General features: G+C 73.0%; 2 protein-coding genes. Both read right to left on the bottom strand.

Translation table 11 applies throughout. The features are described from left to right. Window positions 1–72: 72 nt before the first annotated feature. On the bottom strand, window positions 73–19,389 hold the full coding sequence (locus MOV08_RS38075) for an SDR family NAD(P)-dependent oxidoreductase (RefSeq protein ID WP_275310679.1): 19,317 nt from the start codon (window positions 19,387–19,389) through the stop codon (window positions 73–75). Beyond that, complete coding sequence (asnB, locus tag MOV08_RS38070; RefSeq protein ID WP_275310678.1) at window positions 19,389–21,383, bottom strand: asparagine synthase (glutamine-hydrolyzing); 1,995 nt, start codon at window positions 21,381–21,383, stop codon at window positions 19,389–19,391. Before asnB ends, MOV08_RS38075 begins: the two co-directional genes overlap by 1 nt. Between the last annotated feature and the right edge of the window lie 3 nt (window positions 21,384–21,386).

The raw sequence follows: 21,386 nt of genomic DNA, 5'->3' as shown, positions 1-21,386 counted from the left end.
TCGACGGGGCGGAGACGCATCCGGGCCGCGGAGACACCGAACGTCTCCGCGGCCCGGCCCGTTCACCCGCTGCTACGCGTCCGGTTCCTCCGTCCCGCCGTGCCGGCCCAGTTCATTCCGGATGATCGCGTGCCACTCGTCCCTCATGCGGCGCGCCGTGGCTTCGTTGAAGACATGGGTGTCGTACTTGAGGAACACCTTGTAGCCCGCGCCCTCCCGGTAGAACTCCGCGGACAGCACGTACTCTCCGGCGTACGGCAGGTCGTCGAACCGCCGCAGGTCCAACTCGCCCTGACCGGCCGGCGCGTCGTTGGTGAGCAGTTCGGCGCCGTCGAAGTTCTGGAACAGGAAGTTGGTCAGTACCAGCGGCTCGTCCTCCGCCCCCAGTGCCCGGGTGATCTCCGACAAGGGGTAGGCGCCGTGCTCGATGCCGGCGACCACCTTGCGCTGGAGCGGGCCGAGCAGTTCGGGGAGGCCGCCGGTGACCGCGCAGCGGATCGGCAGGCAGTTGGCGAACTGGCCGACCACGTCCTGGAACCGCTGCTCGTAGCGGGCGGCGGCGGTCATGCCCAGGATCAGGTCGTCCTGTCCGGTCAGCTCGTGCAGGAACCGCGCGTACGTCGCGAAGAGCACGGTCGCCACGCTGACCCGGTGTTCCCGTGCCGTGTCGGCGAGTGCGGTGGTCAGTGCCGGCGGCAGCGTGAACGTCACCGTGTCCACGCGGGGCAGCCGCTTCGGGTCGTACGGCCGGTCGTACGGCAGCGCGAGCGTCCTGCGCGGGGCCGCCAACTCACCGACCCAGTAGTCGCGGTGCCGCGCGGCCCGTGGGCCGGTCAGCAGCGCCTCCTCCCAGGCGACGAAGTCACCGTAGGTGGCCCGGCTCAGGTTCCCCCCGCCCAGGTAGGCGTCCTTGAGCGTGCGGACCAGGACCGCGGTCGACGTGCCGTCCAGCAGCATGTGGTGCGCGGTGATCATCAGCAGCCGGCGTCGTCCGGGGAGGGTCACCAGGTGCGCCCGGACCAGCGGGCCCGTCGCCAGGTCGAACGGGATGTTGACCAGCTCCCGCAGCCTGGCGAGTTGTGCGACGCGCGAGGCGGCCGCGATGTCGATCCGCTCGAACGACGGGACCCTGGTCGGGTCGATGTCCAGGTACGGCTCGCCGTCCCGCTCGCCGAGGACCGCGCTGAGCAGCGGGTGGAGCTCCGTCTGCGCGCGGATCGCCCGCTCCAGTGCCGCCTCGTCCAGGTCGCCGTGGATCTCGAAGAGGAGCGGGAGGTGGTAGGCGGTCGACTCCGGGCAGCGCCGCTGGTCCCGGTACATGGTCAGCTGGCCGCGCGAGAGGTTCCACCGTTCGCCGGCCGGGCCCGCGAAGTGGGCGCACAGGCCGTCGATGGACTCCACCTCGAAGAGCAGGGTGGAGGAGACGTCGTCGCCGAACTCCTCGCGCAGGGCGTTGGTCAGCTGGAGGACCAGGATCGAGTCCAGGCCGTAGTCGGTGAGCCGGGCCGAGGTGTCGATCCGGTCGGCCGGGATGCCCAGGACGGCGGCGGCCTTGTCGAGGATGACCGCGGACGGGTCGGACACCGCTGCGGGGGTGGCGACGGGTGCCGGCTCGGGGCTCACCACGGGGGCGGGCCGGGGCGCCGGGACCGGGGCCGCCTCAGGGGCGACGACCGCGGTCCCGGACACCGGGGCGGGCGCGGGCTCGGATCGCGGTGTCGGCACCGTGCGCTCCGCGCCGCCGGCACCGGGCCGCGCCCCCGCCTGCGGAGTGCTCCCCGTCCCTTGCCGGGCGCGCCCTTTGGCCGCGCCGACCACTCCTTGCCGCGCCACGCCGTCGCTCTCCGCCGCGATGACCTGCTGCCCCAGCGGCAGCGCCTGCGAGACCGGGAAGACGACGGTGCCGAATCCCTCTCCGGTCAGCACGTCCCGCCAGCTCTCGGGCGACAGCGCCGGCGAGCCGGGGATCCGCAGCGACCGGTCGTCGAACAGCCACCAGCCCTCCAGCAGCCCGAACGTCAGGTGGCTGAAGAGGTCGAACGCCGACAGCTCGTTGAGCAGCAGCCATCCGCCGGCCCGCAGGGCGGCCTTGGCGTTGCGCAGGGTGTTGCGGGTGTCCCGGGTCGCGTGCAGCACGTTGGCGGCGATCACCAGGTCGAAACCGCCCTCGGCGACGTCCTGCCCGGCCAGCGGCTGTTCGATGTTGAGCAGCCGGCAGTCCAGGTACGGCACGTCCGGCCCGTACGTGGCCCGTGCGTGGTTGAGGAACGCCTTGGACAGGTCCGTGTAGACGTAGCTCTCGATGCTGTCCTGGTACGGCTTGAGCGCGGCGAACATCCCGGCGCTGGTGCCACCGGTGCCGGCGCCGATCTCCAGGATCCGCAGCCGCGCCCCGGGGTCGTGGCGCAGCCGCTCCGAGACGATGTCCACGGCGGCGCGGGCCATGGCCCGGTTGAACAGGTCGGCGGCCCGGTTGTCCCGGTAGCAGCCCTCCACCAGCTCCATGGAGCCGCGCGGGAAGATGACGTCGGTGGGTCGGATCCGGCCGGTCAGGACGTCCGGCAGGGCCCTGAGCGTGGCGGAGACCAGCCGCAGCTCGGCCGTCCGGTGGGCGTCGGTCGACCACAGCTCGCACTGCCGGTCCCACCGCGCCAGCACCACCTCCACCGGCTCGGCCGGCACGCCGACCCGCTCGGCGTGCGCCAACCAGTCGGCGTACAACGGCAGGATCGCGCCGTGGTCGAGGGACGCCAGCTGCGCCGCCAGGACCTTGGCCAACCACGGGTCGCGCTCGGTCCGGCGCCACCGCACGACCCCGTCCATGCGGCCGTCCACGTCGTCGGAGGTGAGCAGCAGCTCGCCGCGGACCCGGGAGGCCGTCGGCTCGTGCACGGTGACCTGGGTGGCGCGGTCGAAGTTGGCCAGGGTGTTGTGCTGGTTGGTCTTGACGAACGCCAGCTGTCGCTGGTCCCCGCCGAGCAGCGTGTCCAGGGCGGCGAGCCCCTCGTGCGGCTCGATCGACACCAGTCCGACCCGGCTCAGCCGCTCCCGGTAGAACGCGGAGGTGACGCTCCCGCGGTCGCCCCACCAGCCCCAGTTCATGACCTTGACCGGGGTGTCCCAGTGCTGGCCGAGGGCGTGCGCATAGGCGTCGCTGAAGGTGCATCCGGCCGCGTAGTTGCCCTGGCCGGCGGCGGTCGTGAAGGACTGCATCGACGACAGCAGCACCGCGAAGTCCAGGGGCTCGCCGTCGAAGACCTCGGCCATCGCGGTCGTGACGTCGATCTTGGCCGCGAGTCCGGCGCGCAGCGTCGCCTCGTCCATCCTGGCGAAGGTGCTGTCCCGCAGGACGAGTGCGGCCTGCACCACCCCGTTGATCCGCGGGTGCCGCTGCCTGACCTCGGCGACGGCCCGGCGCAGCGCGGCCGGGTCCCCGGCGTCGGCGCTGAGGTAGCGGACGGTGCCGCGTCCGGTGACGGCGCGCAGCTTGTCCTCCACGGACGCGTCGTGCGCGCTGCGGCCGATCCAGGTGACGTGCGCACCGAAGTGCTGCACCACGTGCTGGGTCCAGGCCGTGCCCAGGCCGCCGGCGCCGCCGATCACGACGTAGACGCCGCCCTCGCGGTAGACCGGCTTCGCCGGTGCCGCACAGGGCGCCCAGCGGCGGGCCAGCCACTGGCCGGCGCGCCGGGCCCAGGCGTCGTCGGGTGACTGCGCGGGCAGCGCCGTGAGATCGGCCGGCCATTCGGGGGTGTCGAGGTCGACGCGTCGCACGGTCCACTGCCCGTACTCCCGCCCCAACGACCCGAACAGGCCGTGGAGTCCGGCGTGTGCCGGCTGGACGGCGTCGTGGGCGTGGGTGGCGAGGGCGCGGAGCGTGACCAGCGTGATCCCCAGCGGCCGGGCGTCGTATCCGGCGGCGAGCAGCGCCTTGATCATGCGGAACGCCGCGATGACGCCGTCGTTCTGGGCGGCGACGTGCCCGGGCGCGTCGGTGGGTTCGAGTTTGCTCTCGGGCGCGGCCCAGACCAGGTGGTCGACGGGGCCGAGGGCGCGCAGCGCGGCGGTCGCCTCCTCGACGGTCGCCGAGGGCGGCAACGGCCAGGTCAGGGCGGTGCCGAACGGTGCGGGCCCGCCGACGACCAGGACCCGGTCGGTGCCGGACGGCACCGGCGCGTCGGCCGCGGTGATCGGGTCCCACACGGGAGCGAACAGTGCGGGCTCGGCCTGGACCGTGCGGCGCGAGGTGTATCCGGTCAGCCGCACGCAGACCTCTCCGTCGGCGTCCACCAGGTCGATGTCGAGCTTGTCGAGCGGTCCGGAGCCGCCGCCCCGCACGATCGCCCACATCGCCGGCGTGCACGGGGCGAACACGTCCAGCTGGTCGAGAGCGAACGGCACGGCGGTGTCCCGCATCCCGGTGAGGTGGGCCGCCACCGCCGACTGGATCGCCGAGTCCAGCATCGCGGGCGTCAGCACCCCCGGCTCCGCCCCGTCGGGCAGCGCCAGTTCGGCCAGGACGGTCCCGGAGCCGACGTGCGCCTGCCGGATCGCCCGGAGCGTCGGGCCGTGGTCGATGCCCATCGACACCAGGGCGTCGTGGATCCGGTCGCCGGAGACGGTCTCCCGGCAGTCCGCGCGCAGTGCGGCCAGGTCGGCCCGGGCCGGGCGCGGGGCGTCGGACGGCGTGATGCTGCCTTCGCAGCACACGGTGTCGCCGGTGGCGATCTCGAAGCGGTGGCCGCCCTTGCCGGTCGCGCGCACCGTCACCCGGGCCTCCACCGGGGTGTCGGCCACCTCCAGCGGCTGCACCCACGTCACGTTGCGCATCCGCACCGGGACGGTGCCGACCGCCTTGCGGGCCAGTTCGAGGGAGGCGACCGCGGGCAGGATGTGGCGGCCCTGCACCACGTGGTCGCGCAGCAGGCCGTGTTCACGGGTCAGCGTCAGCCGGTCGTCGCCGGCCGCCGCGGGCCAGTACCGGTCGCGGGCGAACGGGTAGGTGGGCAGCGGGATGCGGCGCCCCTCGGCCGGGATCGGCTCGTCGGCGGGCAGGCGGGCCGGGACCGTGCCGTCGAGGACCTGGATCAGCTCCTCGCGGTCCCGGACCACACAGGCGAAGCGGTGCGCGAAGCGCTGCCGGCCGACGGCCAACGTGTACGCGAGGTCGCCGAGGTCGATCGCGGCGTCGGCCCGCAGGTGGGCCGCCAACCGGCCCTTCTGCTCGTCGAGTTGCTGCTCGGTGCGGGCCGAGAGGACCACGGTGTGGGCCCGGTGCGGGGTCGCGGGGCGCGCGACGGGCGGTGCCTCTTCGAGTACGAGGTGTGCGTTGGTCCCGCTGGCGCCGAAGGAACTCACCACACCGCAGCGCGGCGCGCCGGCCGGCGCCTCCCAGGCGTGGGTGCGGGTGCTCAGGTAGAACGGGCTGCCGGCGAGGGGGATCGCCTCGTTGGCGGTCTCGAAGTGCAGCGAGGCGGGGATCTGCCGGTGCTTGAGGGCCAGCAGCACCTTGATCACGCCTGCGACGCCGGCCGCGAACTGGGTGTGGCCGATGTTGGTCTTCAGGGAGCCGACCGCGCAGTACTCCGTCCTGTCGGTGTGGGCGCGGAAGGCGCGGTCGAGTGCCTGGAACTCGATGGGGTCGCCGAGCTTGGTGCCGGTGCCGTGCGCCTCGACGAGTCCGATCCGCGTCACGTCGATGTCGAACCGCTCGTACACCTCGCGGAGCAGGCTCTCCTGGGAGAGCGAACTCGGCGCGGTGATGCCGTTGGTGGCGCCGTCCTGGTTGACCCCGCTGGCCTTGATCACGCCGTGGATGTGGTCGCCGTCGGCCAGCGCGTCCGCGAGGCGCTTGAGCACCACGACCCCGACGCCCTCGCCGGGCACGAAGCCGTCGGCGCGGTGGTCGAAGGTGTGGCAGCGCCCGGTCGGCGAGAGCATGCCGGCGCGGCCCGCGAGCCCGTACAGCCGCGGCGTGGACTGGAGGAACACCCCGCCCGCCAGCGCCATCGAGGTCTCACCGGACCAGAGGTCCTTGCACGCCAGGTCGATCGCCACCAGCGAGCTGGAGCACGAGGTGTCGACGGCGATCGCCGGGCCCTTGAGGTCGAGGAAGTAGGACACCCGGCTCGGGATGACCGACGTCATGTTGCCCCACAGGGTCTGCGCCGGGGCGTCCGGGGCGAGCAGCCCCTGGTAGTCCCCCGCCCAGGCTCCGACGTACACGCCACAGCGCCGCCGGCCCATCTGCCCGGCGTATCCGGCGTCTTCCAACGCCTTCCAGGACTCTTCGAGCAGCAGCCGCTGCTGGGGGTCCATCACCGTGGCCTCGGTGCCGGAGATGTTGAAGAACATCGCGTCGAACTCGTCGATGCGGTCGAGGAATCCGCCCCGGGTGCAGTTGCTCACCCCGTCGAGGTCGAACCGGGTCGTCCCGGTGACCAGGTCGTCGCCGTCGGCCAGGTGCGTCCACAGTTCGCCCAGCGAGTCGGCGCCGGCGAACCGGCCGCTCATGCCGATCACCGCGATCGGTCCGCGCTCGCCGCCGACGTGCTCGTCCGCCCGGCGCTCGGTCCGCACCGGCGCGGGCTCGCCCGTCGTCTGCGCGGCGTCCGCCGGCTCCGACGCCGTGTCCGCCGTGCCCTCCGTGCCCTCCGTGTAGACGAGGGTGTCCCGGTACGTGGTGAGCAGGTGTGCGGTCAGCCGGTCGGCGGTGCTGAAGTCGAAGACCACGCTGGTCGGGAGGTCCAGCGACAGCGCCTCGTTGAGCTGGTGCACCACGCGGATCGCCAGGATCGAGTCCAGGCCGTAGTCGGCGAACGCCAGGCCGCCCTCGATCTCGGCGACCTCCAGCGCCAACGCGCGGGCGACCTTCTCGCGCACCACGGCGGGCACGATCTCGTCCGGGCTCCGGCGCCCGGCGACGGGGGGCGCGGCTGCGGGCTCCGCGGCAGCGGGTGCCCCGGCGGCCGGCTCCACGACGACGGGCTCGGCGACGGGTCGGGCGGCGCGTTCGACGATGGGCTCGGCGGCCGGGGGCGCGACCTGTGCGGGCGCCGTCCGGGTCAGGTCACCGATCCAGAACCGGTCCTTGGCGAACGGATAGGTCGGCAGCGACACCACCCGGCGCGGCGCGCCCTGGTGCAGGCGCTCCCAGTCCACCGCGACGCCCGAGGCCCACAGCGCCGCCAGCTTGGACAGCTTGCCGGCGGCGATCCACCGCTGCACCAGCAGCTCCTGGAGGTCGCCGTCGCCGGTGATCTCGGCGAGCAGACCGCCGGAAGCCTCGACGGTGCCCCGGTGTCCCCGGCCGGCACGCAGGCTGGTCCTCAGTTCCTCGGTGGACGACACCGCGACCGCGTACCGCTCGGCCATCGCCTCCCGTCCGACCTGGAGCGTGAAGGCCAGGTCGGCGAGGTCGGTGTCCGGGTTGCGGTCGAGGAACCCGGCCAGCCGGTCGAGGGACGCGGTGAGCTGCTCGGGGGTCCTCGCCGAGAGGGCGACGACCTGTTCGGCGGTGTGCGTCGGGCCGTTGGTCGGCTGCACGGGATACTCCTCGACGATCAGGTGCGCGTTCGAGCCGCCGGCTCCGAACGAGGACACCGCAGCGATCCGCGGGCCCTCGGAGTGCCACGGGCTCAGCTCGCGCTGGACACGGAACGGGGTCCGCTCGAAGGTGATGTTCGGATTGAGTCGTTCGGCGTGCAGGGTCGGCACGAGCTGCCGGTGCCGCATCTGGAGCAGGACCTTGGTCAGGCCGGCCACCCCGGCCGCGGCCTCCAGGTGGCCGATGCCCGACTTCACCGAGCCGATCGCGCAGTACTGCCGGTCGGCGGTGTCCTGCTCAAACGCCGTGGTCAGGCCCGTGATCTCGATCGGGTCGCCCAGTTCGGTGCCGGTGCCGTGCGCCTCGACGTAACTGACCTCCCGTGCATGGACCCCGGCCCGGTCCAGTGCCTGTCGGACCAGATCCGCCTGGGCGACCGGGCTCGGCACGGTGTAGCCGGTGGTGCGGCCGCCGTGGTTGACGCTGGAGCCGCGGATCACCGCGAGCACCCGGTCCCCGTCGGCCTCCGCCCGGGCCAGCGGCTTGAGGAGCACGCATCCGACGCCCTCACCGGGCACGAACCCGTGGCCGCCGGCGCCGAAGCTGCGGCAGTGCTGGTCGGGCGAGAGCATGCCAGAGCGGCACAGCTCGACGTAGTCCAGCGGATGGGTGTAGAGGTTCACGCCGCCGGCGATCGCCACCTCGCAGGCGCCGCGCCGGAGTTGCTCGCACGCCTCGTGGAGCGCGGTCAGCGACGCCGAGCACATGGTGTCGATGGTCAGGCTCGGTCCGCGCAGGTCGAGCAGGTAGGAGGCGCGGGCGCTCAGCGAGGCGAACGACAGGCCGGGCACCACGAGTTCGCCCGAGGGCAGTCGGCCCACGTCGTGCCGGGCGTGGCCGACCTTGGTGACGCCCGCGAACACCCCGACGCCGTGGCCGTGGCGGTCGGCCAGGCGTTTCCTGGTGTAGCCCGCGTCCTCCAGGACTTCCCACGCGGCCTGGACGAAGAGCCGCTCCTGCGGGTCCATGGCGTAGGCGTCGCGCGGGGCGATGCCGAAGAACCTGGGGTCGAACGCGGCGAAGTCGTCCAGGAAGCCGCCCCACTTGCTGTAGCTGCGGCCGGTGGCGACCGCCGTGTTGCGGTCCGGTTCGAAGAAGCCGTCCAGCGGCCAGCGGTCCACCTCCCGGACGCAGTCGCGGCCGGCCCGGAGGTTGTCCCAGAACTGGTCCGGGTCGGCGGCGCCGGGGTAGCGCCCGCTCAGCCCGATGATCGCGATCGGCTCGTCGGTGCCGGCGGCCGGCGGTTCGGCGCGGCGGGTCTTCGTGTCGGCACGGCCGGTCGGCGTGTCGGCGGTGGCAGTGGGTGCGGTCGGCGTGTCGGTGGTGCCGGCCGGCTGCTGCTGCGCCGGTTCCGGCCGATGGCCGGTGAGTTGGCCGGCGACCGCCCGAAGGGTCGGCTGCTCGTAGAAGATCGTCGAGGAGACGTCGGGATGGGTCCGGATCAGCTCCCGGTTGAGCTGGAGGACCATCATCGAGTCCAGGCCGACCTCGACGAGCGGGCGGTCGGGGTCGACCGAACCCGGCGCGAGGCCGGTGACCTCGGCGAACACGGTGAGGAGATGGTCCAGGACGTCCGGGTCCGCGGTGGGCACGGGACGGGTCGCGAGCGGTCGGGCCGTCGCGACCGGCCGGGGTGTCGCGGCCGGCGCACTCGGCTGTGCCCGCCGCGGGTCGCCGTGGTGCACCCACACCTGGTCCGCCCCCGTGTGCCAGGCGTCGAGCAGGGCCGTGAGCCCCTCCTGGGTGGGCATCGGGGCCAACCCCCGGTCCTCCCACAGATATGCCCGAGCGCGGTCGTCCACCCGCATGCCGCCGTCCTCCCACAGCGGCCACGCCAGCGACAGCGTGCGCCCGCGGCGCCGTCCCTCCGCGACCCGCGTGTTGCGCACGGCGGCGAACTCGTCGAGGAAGGCGTTGGCGGTCGCGTAGTCGGACTGGCCGGGGTTGCCGGTGAGCGCGGCGCCCGAGGAGAACGTCAGCAGGAACTCCAGCGGGCAGTGCTCGGTGGCCCGGTCGAGGTGCACGAGACCGTCCACCTTGGTCGCGAGCACCTCGTCCCACTGCTCGACGGTCTTGTCCGCGAGCAGCGCGTCCCGGACCACGCCGGCGGCATGCACGATCCCGGTGAGCTCGCCCGCCTCGGCGACGAGGTGCCGCACCTCCTCCCAGCGGGAGACATCGGCGCGCACATACCGCGCGTCCGCGCCGGCCTGCCGCAACTCGGCGAGCAGGCGGTCCACTTGGCCGTCGCCGGGCGAACGGCCGGCCAGCACCAGGGTCGGTCGCCGCACGTCCGCGGCGATCCGGCGGGCCAGGCGGGCGCCGATGCCGCCGGCGCCGCCCGTGATCAGGTACCCGCCGCCGTCGCGCCACGGCGTACCGGCCGCCGTGCCCGCACGCGCGGCCGGCGCCCAGGTGCGGGTGTGCCGGACACCGTTGCGGTAGACCACGAGATCGTCGGTGGCCTCGGCGTTCTCCGCCACGACGGCGGCCAGGTCGGTGCCGCCGGCGTCGTCGACGCCGATGACCTGGCCGGCGATCCGGGGGTTCTCCTTGGCGACGGTCCGCAGCAGTCCGGCCAGGGCGATGTCGTCGGTGACGACCTGCACCAAGGTGGTGCCGGCCTGTGCGTCGAGGCCGCGGACGGTCTCCAGCAGCTGCCACGACAGGTCGCGGAACCGACTCTCCGGGCGCCGCTTGACGGTGTCCAGGCGGAGCGCGCCGGGCACGGACCCGTCGATCCCGCACAGCACCACCACGCGCCGGTCGTACCGGCCGGTCGCGGCCGCGGGCGTCGGCGTCCATCGCGGCGTCAGCAGGACCGTGCCGATCTCCTGCGTGTCGCCGCCGCGTTGCTCGGTGCGGGGACCTCGCCCGGCCCCGGAGGGCTGCTCGGCGCCGGGCAGGTGCCTGGTGCCGGGGATCCAGAACCGGTCCCGGGCGAAGGGGTATCCGGGCAGCCGCACGCGCCGGGGCGGGGTACCGCCGAACGCCGCGCGCCAGTCGACGGTGGCGCCGTCGACCCACTCCCCGATCAGGCCCTCGCCGACCGCCCCACGGTCGCCGGTGGTGACGAACGCCCGCAGCCGGTCGAGGAGTTCGGCACGTGACGAGACGATCCAGCCGACGCGTTCGGCCATCTCCTCGCGGCCGATCTGCAGGCTCCACGCGACGGACGGCAGCGGGACGTCGTCCGCCCTCTCCAGGTAGGACAGCAGGTCCCGGGCGCGGGCGGTCAGCTGCTCCCGGGTACGGGCCGACAGCGGCACCGCCACCGTGGTGGCGACCTCCCCGTCCTGGTCGCGGGGAACGTACTCCTCGACGACGACATGGGCGTTGACGCCGCCGAACCCGAAGCTGCTCACCCCGGCGCGCCGCGGCGCGGGGCTGCCGTCACGGTTGCGGGGACGCGCCCAGGGCTCGTTCTCCCGCACGATGTGGAACGGGCCGTCGGCCAGTTCGATGTACGGGTTGACCTGCTGGACGTGCTGGGTCGCGGGCAGCACACCGTGCTTCAGCGCGAGCAGCACCTTCAGCAGTCCGGCGATGCCGGCGGCCGACTCCAGGTGGCCGATGTTGGTCTTGACCGAACCGAGGCCGCAGGCGCCGTCGTCACGGCGTCCCAGCCGGCGGAACGCCGTGCGCAGCGCGCGGACCTCCACCGGATCGCCGAGGGCGGTGCCGGTGCCGTGCGTCTCCAGGTAGCCGACGGTGTCCGGGTCGAGGTCGCCGAGGGCGGTCGTCACCAGCTCGGCCTGGGCGTCGGCGTTCGGCGCGGTCAGCGAGTTCGCCCGCCCGCCGTGGTTGCACGCGCTGCCCCGGAGCACACCGAGGATCGCGTCGCCGTCGCGCTCCGCCGCGGCCAACGGCTTGAGCACGACCGCCCCGACGCCCTCGCCGCGCACATAGCCGTTGGCGTCGGCGTCGAAGGTCTTGCACAGGCCGTCCGGGCTGAGCATGCCCGCGCGGTGCGCGCTGACGAACGCGTCCGTGCTGAGCAGCACGTTCACCCCGCCCGCGACGGCCATGTCACAGGCGCCGGAACGGATCGCCTCCATCGCCCGGTGCACCGCCACCAGGGAGCTGGAGCAGGCCGTGTCGATCGGTTCGCTCGGGCCGCGCACATCGAGCAGATAGGAGATGCGGTTGGCCAGGATCGAGTGCGTCGTCCCGGTCGCGGTGAAGGCGTCCGGTGCCACACCGAGCGAGGTGAGCAGGGTCGCGTAGTCGTTGCCGGTGACGCCGAGGAACACGCCGGTGGTGGTCGGCAGGTCCGCCGGCCGGTACGCGCTGTCCTCCAGCGCCTGCCACACCGTCTCCAGCGCGAGGCGGTGCTGCGGGTCCATCAGATCGGCCTCGCGCGGCAGGATGCGGAAGAAACCGGCGTCGAAGGCGTCGATGTCGTCCAGGGCTCCGACCCGCTGGGGGAAGTCCTGGGCGGCAATCGTCCCGCGTTGGTTCTCGTCGTACCGGTGCAGCGGGAAGGCGGTGACGGAGTCCTTGCCGGCCACCAGGTTCGCCCAGTACTCGTCCAGGTCGCGGGCGCCCGGGAAGCGCCCCGCCGCACCGATGACGGCGATCGGCAGCCGCGGATCGGCCGCGCCGCCGGCCGGCTCCGGCCGGGCCTCGGCGCGGACCGGCTCGGGCCGCTCCTCGACCCGGGCCGGCCGCGGCGGTCGGGCCTCGACCGTGACGCCGTGCTCGTCGGCGAGGTGGGCGCCCAGTCCCTCCAGCGTGTTGACGTCGAAGAAGACCGCCGGGCTGATCGTGACGCCGAACCGCTCGTGGATCTCCTTGGCGAAGGCCACCAGCGAGATGGAGGCGAAGCCGAACGCGTCCAGGCCGGTGCGCGGGTCGAGTTCCTCCGGCGCGAACTTGAGGATGTCGGCGGCGATGGACCGCAGCACGTCCACCACGGCCGGCACGGGCGATGCCACCGGCTCGATGCTCACCGGCTGCGGTTCGACGGGGGCCGGGGCGGCCTGCGGTACCGGGCGGTCGGCCGGCGTCGTCCCTCCGACACCGCGCCGCACACCGGCCAACTCCCCGACGACCTCGCCCGTTTCGCCGGCCAGGACGATCCGGTCGGCTTCGAAGAGCACGTGTGCGACCGGCACGCCGGCCCGCACGTGGATCTCCGCGACGTGGTTGAGCGCGGTCCGAGCCCAGTCCGGTGCGCCGGCGCGCCGGGCCTCCCACTGCACGCCCTGGGCGAGGGCGGCCAGGACGTGCGGCTCCACGGTGACGTTGCGCCGCGCGTGGTCCTGTTGGAACGCGGGCCGGCCGACCCGCAGCACGGTCCGTTCGTCCGGCGTGCAGAACACGCCCTCGACCGCGCACGACGCCGGCTTGTAGTCCAGCCCGCCGTCGGCCAGCTCGGCCAGGAACTGCTCCCGCGTGCGCACCTGCCGCAGGCCGGCCAGGTCGATCCGACCGGACGGCGGCGTGGCGGCCCGCACGGTGAACTCCACGGCCGCCGACCCGTCGTCGGTCCGCACGATGCCGTGGCCGTCGGCGAACTCCGTGACCAGCCGCCGGGTCGCGGACCAGTCGACGGGCCGCAGCACGCGCAGGTCGTGGACCGACGCCTGTGCGGCGAATCCGCTGACCTTCGCGGTGGCCAGCGCGAGGTCCACGGCGAAGGTGGGCACGACGGCCGGCGCCTTGTCCCGGCGGTAGCCGTAGTCGAGCAGGTCGTCGAGGTGGACGTCCGTCGCGTAGCGCAGGCCGCGGACGTCGGACGCGTTGCGCCCCAGGAACGGGTGCAGCCGCTCCCGCAACGCCAGCGGGGCCAGCACGGACGGCGCGCCGTCGGTCTGCTCGACCCAGCACCGCACCTTCTCGAACGGGTACGCCGGCAGCGACACCCGGCGCGCCGTCGGCAGTTGCTCCCAGTCGACGCTCCTGCCGGCGACCCAGGTCCTCGCGAGGTCGTGCGCGGGCAGCTCCCGTCGCCCGGCGAGGTAGCCGTCGATGGCCGCCAGCGCGGACCGCTTGTCCGCCGCGACGAACGCCCAGCGGTGGGCCAGCTCGTTCTTGCCCACGCGCAGGGTGAACGCGATGTCGGGGAGATCTGCCTCCGGCGCCCCGGCGAGGTAGTCGCGGAAGGAGACCAGGTAGCGCCCGAGCGCGGCCTCGTTCATCGCGGAGAACACGAAGAGCTGCTCGCCGAACGGCTCCCGGCGCGCCGGGCGTTCGGGGTACTCCTCCAGAATGATGTGCGAGTTCATGCCGCCGGCGCCGATCGAGGTGATGCCGGCCCGGCGGGGGTGGGCGACCTCCCGGCCGTCCACCACGGTGACCGGGGGCTGCCAGTCGGCGAGCGTCTGCTGCACCCGGAACGGCGTGTCGGTGAAGTCGATGTCCGGGTTCAGTTCCGTGCTGTGCAGGGACGGCACCAGCTTGCCGTGCCGGAACTGGAGCAGCACCTTGGCCAGCCCGATCATGCCGGCCGCCGCCAGCAGGTGCCCCATGTTGGCCTTGACCGATCCGAGCGCACAGAACTGCCGGTCCGGGGTGTGCTTGCGGTACGCCGTGGTCAGCGCGCGGACCTCGATCGGGTCGCCCAGCGCGGTGCCCGAGCCGTGACCCTCGACGTAGCTGATCGTCCTGGGGTCGACGGCGGCGTCCGCCACCGCCTTCTCGATCGCGTGCGCCTGCATGCCCGGGTTCGGCACGGTGAAGCCGTTGCGGGTGCCGGCGTTGGACAGGGCGGTGCCCTTGATGACGGCGTACACCTGGTCGCCGTCGCGCTCGGCGTCGACCAGCGGCTTGAGCACGACCGCGCCGACGCCCTCGCCGAGGATGGTGCCGTCCACGCCCCGGCCGAAGCTGCGGATGACGTCGGAGGTGCCGGTGGTGAAGTGCTCCTGCGACGAGGCGATCAGGTTGTACGGGTGCAGCATGAGGTTGATGCCGCCGGCGACCACCATCCGGCACTCGCCGGCCCGCAGCATCTGGACGGCCTGGTGCACGCACGTGGACGAGGCCGAGCACATGGTGTCCACGAAGAGCGACGGCCCGGTCAGGCCGTAGAAGTAGGACAGCATGTTGGGGATCGTCCCGGTGTAGCTGCCGCTCTGCGGCGCGCCGCGGGTCAGGCCGTTCTGGAAGCCGTAGAGGTTGTAGTGGTTGCTCATGGTGCCCACGAGCACGCCGACGTCGCCCTGGTAGCGGCGGTGGATGGTCTCCCGTGAGTAGCCGGCGTCCTCCAGCGCCTGCACGCCGGCCTGGAGGAACAGCCGCACCTCCGGGGACATCTGCTCGGCCTCGCGCTTGGAGATGCGGAAGTAGCGGGGGTCGAAGGCGTCGATGTCGCGGAGGAAGGTGCCGGTCCTGATCACGCTCTTGCCGAGTACGGCGCGGTCGCTGTCGTGGACGGCCGCGTGGTCCCAGCGGTCGGCGGGGATCTCCTCGAAGGTGTGCCGGCCGTTCTCCAGCAGCTCCCACAGCTCGTCCATCGTGTCGGCGCCGGGGTAGCGCCCGGACACGCCGATGATCGCGATGTCGTGCCGGTCATCGCGGGCGTCGGGTGCGCAAGCGCCTGCGGTGCCGGGCTCGGCGGCGGGTTCGCGGACCCGTGCGGTGGCTGGCCCGGCCGCGTCGTCGAACCGCGTCGCCGGGGCGTTCGGCCGCTCGGCCGGGGCGTCCCGCCGTGCTTCCGGCGTCCGTGCCCGCTCCGCCTTCCCCAGCACGGCTTCCAGTTGTTCGCGCCGCGACTCCACGAAGTGGGCGGCCACGTCCGCAATGTTGAGGTACTCGAAGAAGATCGTCTTGGACAGCGGCCCGAACAGCTTCTCCAGTTGGGCGGTCACCCCCAGGATGCTCAGCGAGTCGATGCCGTACTCGATCAGGTTGGTGGTCGACTCCAGGTCTTCCGGGGCGTGCCGGAGGACCTCGGCGACGACGCCCTTGAGCAGGTCCTCGGCCCGCGCCTGGAGGTCGCCCGCGCCGGCCCGGTCGCCCTCCACCACGCCGCCGGACGACGCCACCGGCGCCGGCGTCGCGCGCCGGGCCGCGCCGAGGGTGGCCTCGGCACCGTAGGCGACGACGAGGTGTGCGGGGGCGTCGGCGAGCAGGGACCGGCCGAAGGCGCGCAGCCCGTCCTCGGTGGGCAGGGGCTGCCACCCGCGCTCGCGGCGCATCGACTCCAGGGTGACCTCGTCCATGGTCATGCCGCCGTCGGCCCACAGCGGCCAGCTGACGGCGACGGTCCTCCCGCTGCGCTCCCCCGCCTCGACCAGCGACTGCCGGTGCTCGGCGAAGGCGTCCAGGAAGGCGTTGGCCGCCGCGTAGTCGGACTGCCCCGGGTTGCCGTAGACGCTGGCGACCGAGGAGAACAGCGCGAAGAAGTCCAGGTCGAGATGGCGGGTGGCGGCGTCGAGGTTGAGCGTGCCGCGGACCTTGGGCGCGGTCACCAGGGGGACGTCGGCGAGGTCCTTGCGCAGCAGGTACTGGTCGCGCAGCACACCGGCGGCGTGCACGACGCCGTCGAGCGAACCGTGCTCCCGCACGACCGTCTCGACCGCGGCCCGCACGGCCTGGGCATCGGCCACATCGACCGGCAGGTAGTGCGCGTCGACGCCCTCGGCCCGCAGCGCCGCGACGGAGCCGGCCGTGGAGCGACCGCTGAGCACGACCGTCGCCTCCGCGCGGCCGAAGTAGCGGGCGAGGTGCGGGCCGATGCCGCCGAGGCCACCGGTGACCCAGTACACCCCGCCGGCCCGCAGCTCGGGCACCCGGGGACCGGCGCCGAGCTGTGTCTCGACGGGCTCCCGCACCTGCCGGGTGCCGTCGGCGGAGTAGCGGACCTCGGTGTCGGCGGAGTCGTCGGCGCCTTCCTCGCGGACGATCCGCGCGACCTGCTCCGGGGAGGCCGCAGCCAGGCCCGCGACCCGGACGATGCGGCCCGAGACGAGCGGGTTCTCCAGGGCGACGGTGCGGAACAGGCCGGTCAGCGGGGCGTGGAAGTGCGCCGGCACCCGGGCGTCGACCAGTGCCAGGAACCGGTGCTCGTCCTTGGGGCCGGCCGCGAGCAGCTGCTGGACCTCGGCGAACACCTGCTCCGTCATGGCCTCGACGCCGTCGGCCGGATGCGCCGGAGCGATCTCCGGCAGGGTCACGGAGTGCGTGGTGCGGGAGCCGTCGTTCGGGTTCGTCGCCCGGTCGATCCACCGCGTGGTCGCGGTGACGACGCGCGGGCCGGCGTCGGTGGTTCGCTGGGCGAGGCCGCGCAGGCTGGCGCTGATCACGCCGTCGCGATCGCACAGGTCGATGTCGAACTTGGCGAGTGCCCCGGAGTCGCCGCTGCGTCGGACCCAGGCCCAGGTCTCGGACGGGCAGGGCCGGTGGACCTGGAGTTCGTCGAGGGCGAAGGCCAGGGTCGGGCCGGTGCTCTCGCCCATCAGGAGCACGGAGGTCTGGAAGGCGGCGTCCAGGAGGCTCGGCGGCAGCACGCATCCGTCGGCCGCGGTGGTCTGGATGCGGGCGAGCGCCTCGTCCTGCCCCACCCGGATGTCGCGCAGCGCGCGCATGTCCGGCCCGTATTCCAGTCCCTGGGCGTCGAGTTGGGCGTATATCTCGTCGGGGTCGCGTGGGGTCGCGCAGGACGCGCGCAGGGCGTCCAGGTCCAGGGGCGACGGCTCCGGCACGGTGACGAGCTCGGCGGAGCCCACGCTGTGGGTCGTCTCGCCCTGGCGGAACTCGAACGCGATCGTGTCGCCGCGCGGGGTCAGTCCGATGTGCACGTCGACCGGCTCGTCCACGACGAGCGGCCGCATCCACGCCACGTCGCGCAGCCGGACCGCCCCGTCCCCGGTCGCCGCGGACTCCACCGCGGCCCGCGCCATTTCCAGGTACGCGACCGCGGGCAACACGCGCGCTCCGCGCACCTGGTGGGAGGCCAGGAAGGGCTCGGCCCCGGTGAAGGTGCTGGTGTAACGCTGTTGCGCCAGGTCGGAGGTGTTGCGGTGGACGAGCGGGTGCAGCGCTGCGGGGTCCGGCGTCTCGGCCGCCGGGGTGCGGTACCAGTGCCGGTCGCGGGCGAAGGGGTAGGTGGGCAGCCGGACGCGATGCGCCTCGGGGTCGTGGGGCCAGTCTGCGGTTCCCCCGCGCACCCACTCCTCGGCCGCGGCGACCGTGTCCGGGCCGGCCCCGGCGGGGTTGCTCACCTCGCCGTCGGTCACCGACGCCAGCGCGTCGATGAGCTGCTCCCGGTCCGCGACGACGAGCACGGCCCGGGCCGCCATCGGCTCCCGGCCGACCTGGAGGGTGTGCGCGATGTCGGCCAGCGACTGGCGCGGCCGCAGCGCGCTCTCCGGGGCCCGCAGGTGGTCCCGGAGCTGGTCGGCCAGCGCGCGCAGCCGCTCCGGCTTCTTCGCCGAGAGCGGGATGACGTACGGTCCCGGCGCCTCGGCCGCCGACTCCGCACGGGCCGGCTCGTCACCAAGCGGTTCGTCGCGGGCCGGTTCCTCGCGGGGCGGTTCCTCCAGCAGTACATGGGCGTTGGTGCCGCCGAAGCCGAACGAGCTGACGCCCGCTCGGCGCGGTGTCCCCTCGACGGCCGGCCACGGCCGGGGGTCGCCGACGATGTAGAACGGGCTGCCGTCCAGGTCGATCAGCTGGTTCTGGGTGCGGAAGTTGACCGTCGCCGGCAGGGTCCCGGCGGCCATCGCGCCGATCACCTTCACCACGCCCGCCACGCCGGCGGCCGATTCCAGGTGACCGATGTTGGTCTTCACCGAGCCGATGCCGGTGCTGCCCGGCCGGGGTTCGGTCCCGTTGGCCTCGTGCAGGTTCCGGAAGGCGCGGGTGAGGCCGAGGATCTCGATCGGGTCGCCGACCGGTGTGCCCGGCCCGTGGGCCTCGATGTAGCTGACGGTCTCGGGCGCGATCCCGGCGCGGGTGTAGACGTCCTCGATCAGGGTGGCCTGCGCGGTCGGGTTGGTCACCGTCAGCGAGTTGGTCCTGCCGCCGTGGTTGGTGCCGACGCTCTTGATCACCGCGTGCACGGGGTCGCCGTCCGCCACGGCCCGGGCCAGCGGCTTGAGCAGCAGGACGGCGCCGCCCTCGCCCCGGACGAATCCGTCGGCGCCCTCGTCGAAGGCGTGCGAGGTGCCGGTGGGCGAGAGCATGCTGGCCTTGCTGAACGCCACGAACAGCTTCGGCGACCAGCACAGGTTGACGCCACCGGCCAGCGCCAGGTCGCAGTCGCCGTTGTGCAGTGCGGAAACCGCCTCGTAGAGCGAGACCAGGGAGCTGGAGCAGGCGGTGTCGTTGGCGATGCTGGGGCCGTGGAAGTCGAAGAAGTACGACAGGCGGTTGGCCACGATCGAGTACGCGGTGCCGGTCGGGAAGTAGACGTCGGTCGGCACGTCGTCGCGCTCGATCAGCTCGGCGTAGTCGCCGTGGCACACGCCCATGAACACGCCGGTGCGGCTGCCGGCGAGCGTGCCCGCCCGGTAGCCGGCGTCCTCGATGGCCTGCCAGGCCAGCTCCAGCGCGAACCGCTGCTGCGGATCCATCGTCTCCGCCTCGCGCGGCGAGATGTTGAAGAAGGCCGCGTCGAAGCGGTCGGCGTCCTCGATGAAGCCGGCCCAGACGCTGTTGGTCTTCTCCTCGCCGCTGCGCGGATCGCCGAAGTAGCGTTCCTTGGACCACCGTTCGGCGGGCACCTCGGTGATCAGCGAGCGGCCCGCCTCAAGGTGGCCGAACAGCTCGACGAGTGTGTCGGAGCCGGGGAACCGCAGTGCGAGCCCGATGATCGCGATGTCGTCGGCAGCCATCAGCGCTCCCCCACCTTCTGCACGGCACGGCGGTTGTCGACGGTCACCCGCAGGTCCAGGTCGGCGGGCGCCGACGCGCCGGGCCGCCCGCTCCCGTCGCCGAGCACGAACTGTTGGTTGAGCACCGCCGTGGTCAGCAGATACACGAAGGTCTGGTCCTCCTTGGTGCTGATCTCCTCGACCGGCGAGGACATGATCTTGTCGATCAGGCGGCGGGCGAACTTGTGGTCCAGGCAGTCGATCTTGGCCAACTCGCCGTCGGACAACAGGAGTTCCAGGTATTCCGGACGGCTGTCCTTGAACGCGGCGCTGCCCGGTGCGCGGTAGGGCTGCTTGGGACGGCTGGTGGTCCACTCCGGGAGCTCGGCGCGGAACGCCTTCTTCAGGATGGCCTTCTCGATCTGGCCGTCGTCGTAGCGGAGGTTGACCGACGCGGCGGCGCGCACCACGGCCGGGTCCAGGAACGGGCAGCGGTTCTCGACGCTGTGCGCCAGCGCGGCGCGCTCCCCCTGCGTGGACAGCAGGAACCCGGCCAGCAGCGTCTTGTACTCCAGCCACTGGGCCTTGTGCACGGCGGACATGCCCGGGTAGCCGGGCGCCGCGGCGACCAGGTCGAGCAGATCGGCGAAGGGGTCGCGGCGGTCGGCGAGCAGACGCGCCGCGAAGCGGCCGTTCTGGTAGCGCATCTCGTGGGAGAACAGGCCCGGCAGCCGTTCCACGGAGAACTGCTGGTACAGGCCGAGCAGGTGGGCCTGGTGGGCGGGACCGAAGTGCGCCAGTTCCGGGTGCAGGTTGGCCAGCCTGGTGCGGCGCTGGTCGTCGGACAGCTCGTTCCACTGCTCGCGCAGCAGGGTCTCGCGGAACAGCGAGTAGCCCAGGAACGCCTCGTCGGCGCCCTCGCCGCTGAGGACGGTCTTGATGCCGGCGTCGCGGACGTGCCGGGACAGCAGGAACATCGGCACGAACGAGGTGCGGAAGGTGGGGACCTCGGCGTGGTACACCGCGGCCGGGAAGTTGTCGGTGATGTCCGAGCTGGTGATCGGGACCGTGCAGTGCACGGTGCCCAGGTGCTCGGCGACCAGGGACTGGCTGTCGGACTCGTCGAACGTCTTGTCCTGGAACGCCACGGAGAACGTGCGCACCTGGTGCGGCGAGAGCTGGGTGGCCAGCCTCGTCACGATCGAGGAGTCCAGGCCGCCGCTGAGGTAGACACCCACCTCGACGTCGGTGCGCAGGCGCATCTCCACGCTGGTGCGCAGGGTGTCCCGGACGAAGTCGATCGCCTCGGCCTCGGTGCCGTCGAAGCCCGGGACGTCGAAGTCGAGGTCCTCGTAGGGACGCAGGGAGCGGCGTCCCCCGCTGAGGGTCAGCACCGAGGCCGTCGGCAGCTGGCGGATGCCGTGGAACGGCGTGCGGTCGGGCAGCGGCGTCCACACCCCGAAGGTGGTGGCCAGTTCGCTCGGGTCGAGTGCGAAACGGAATCCGGGAAAGGCGCGGAACGCCTTCATCTCGGACGCGAAGAGGAAGTCATCGCCGTGGTCGGCGTAGAACAGCGGACGTTTGCCGTACCGGTCGCGGGCCAGTACGAGGTCGCCGGTCAGCGCGTCCCTGATGGCCACCGCGAAGGCGCCGTTGAAGCGGGTGAAGCAGTCCGATCCCCACTGGATCCATGCCTGGAGCACCACTTCGGTGTCGGAGTGGTCGGTGCGGAACGGCCGCCCGAGCCGGGCGAGTTCCGCGCGGAGCTCGATGTGGTTGTAGATCTCGCCGTTGAAGCAGATCCAGTAGCGCCCCGAGGGGTCGCTCATGGGTTGCGAGCCGTCGGCTGGATCCACGATGGCCAGCCGCACCGCACCCATGGCGATGCCGTCATCCAAGTAGTAGCCGGCCTCGTCCGGCCCGCGGTGACGAATGTTCGACAGCATCGAGGTGATGACCCCGGCGGTGGCATCGGGATGCACCGAGGTCGAGAGGAATCCAGCCAACCCGCACATGAT

Source organism: Streptomyces yunnanensis, from assembly GCF_029011865.1.
GTDB classification, from domain to species: domain Bacteria; phylum Actinomycetota; class Actinomycetes; order Streptomycetales; family Streptomycetaceae; genus Streptomyces; species Streptomyces yunnanensis.
The sequence above is the reverse complement of the archived record's forward strand: the minus strand, read 5'-3'. Positions and strand labels throughout refer to the sequence as shown.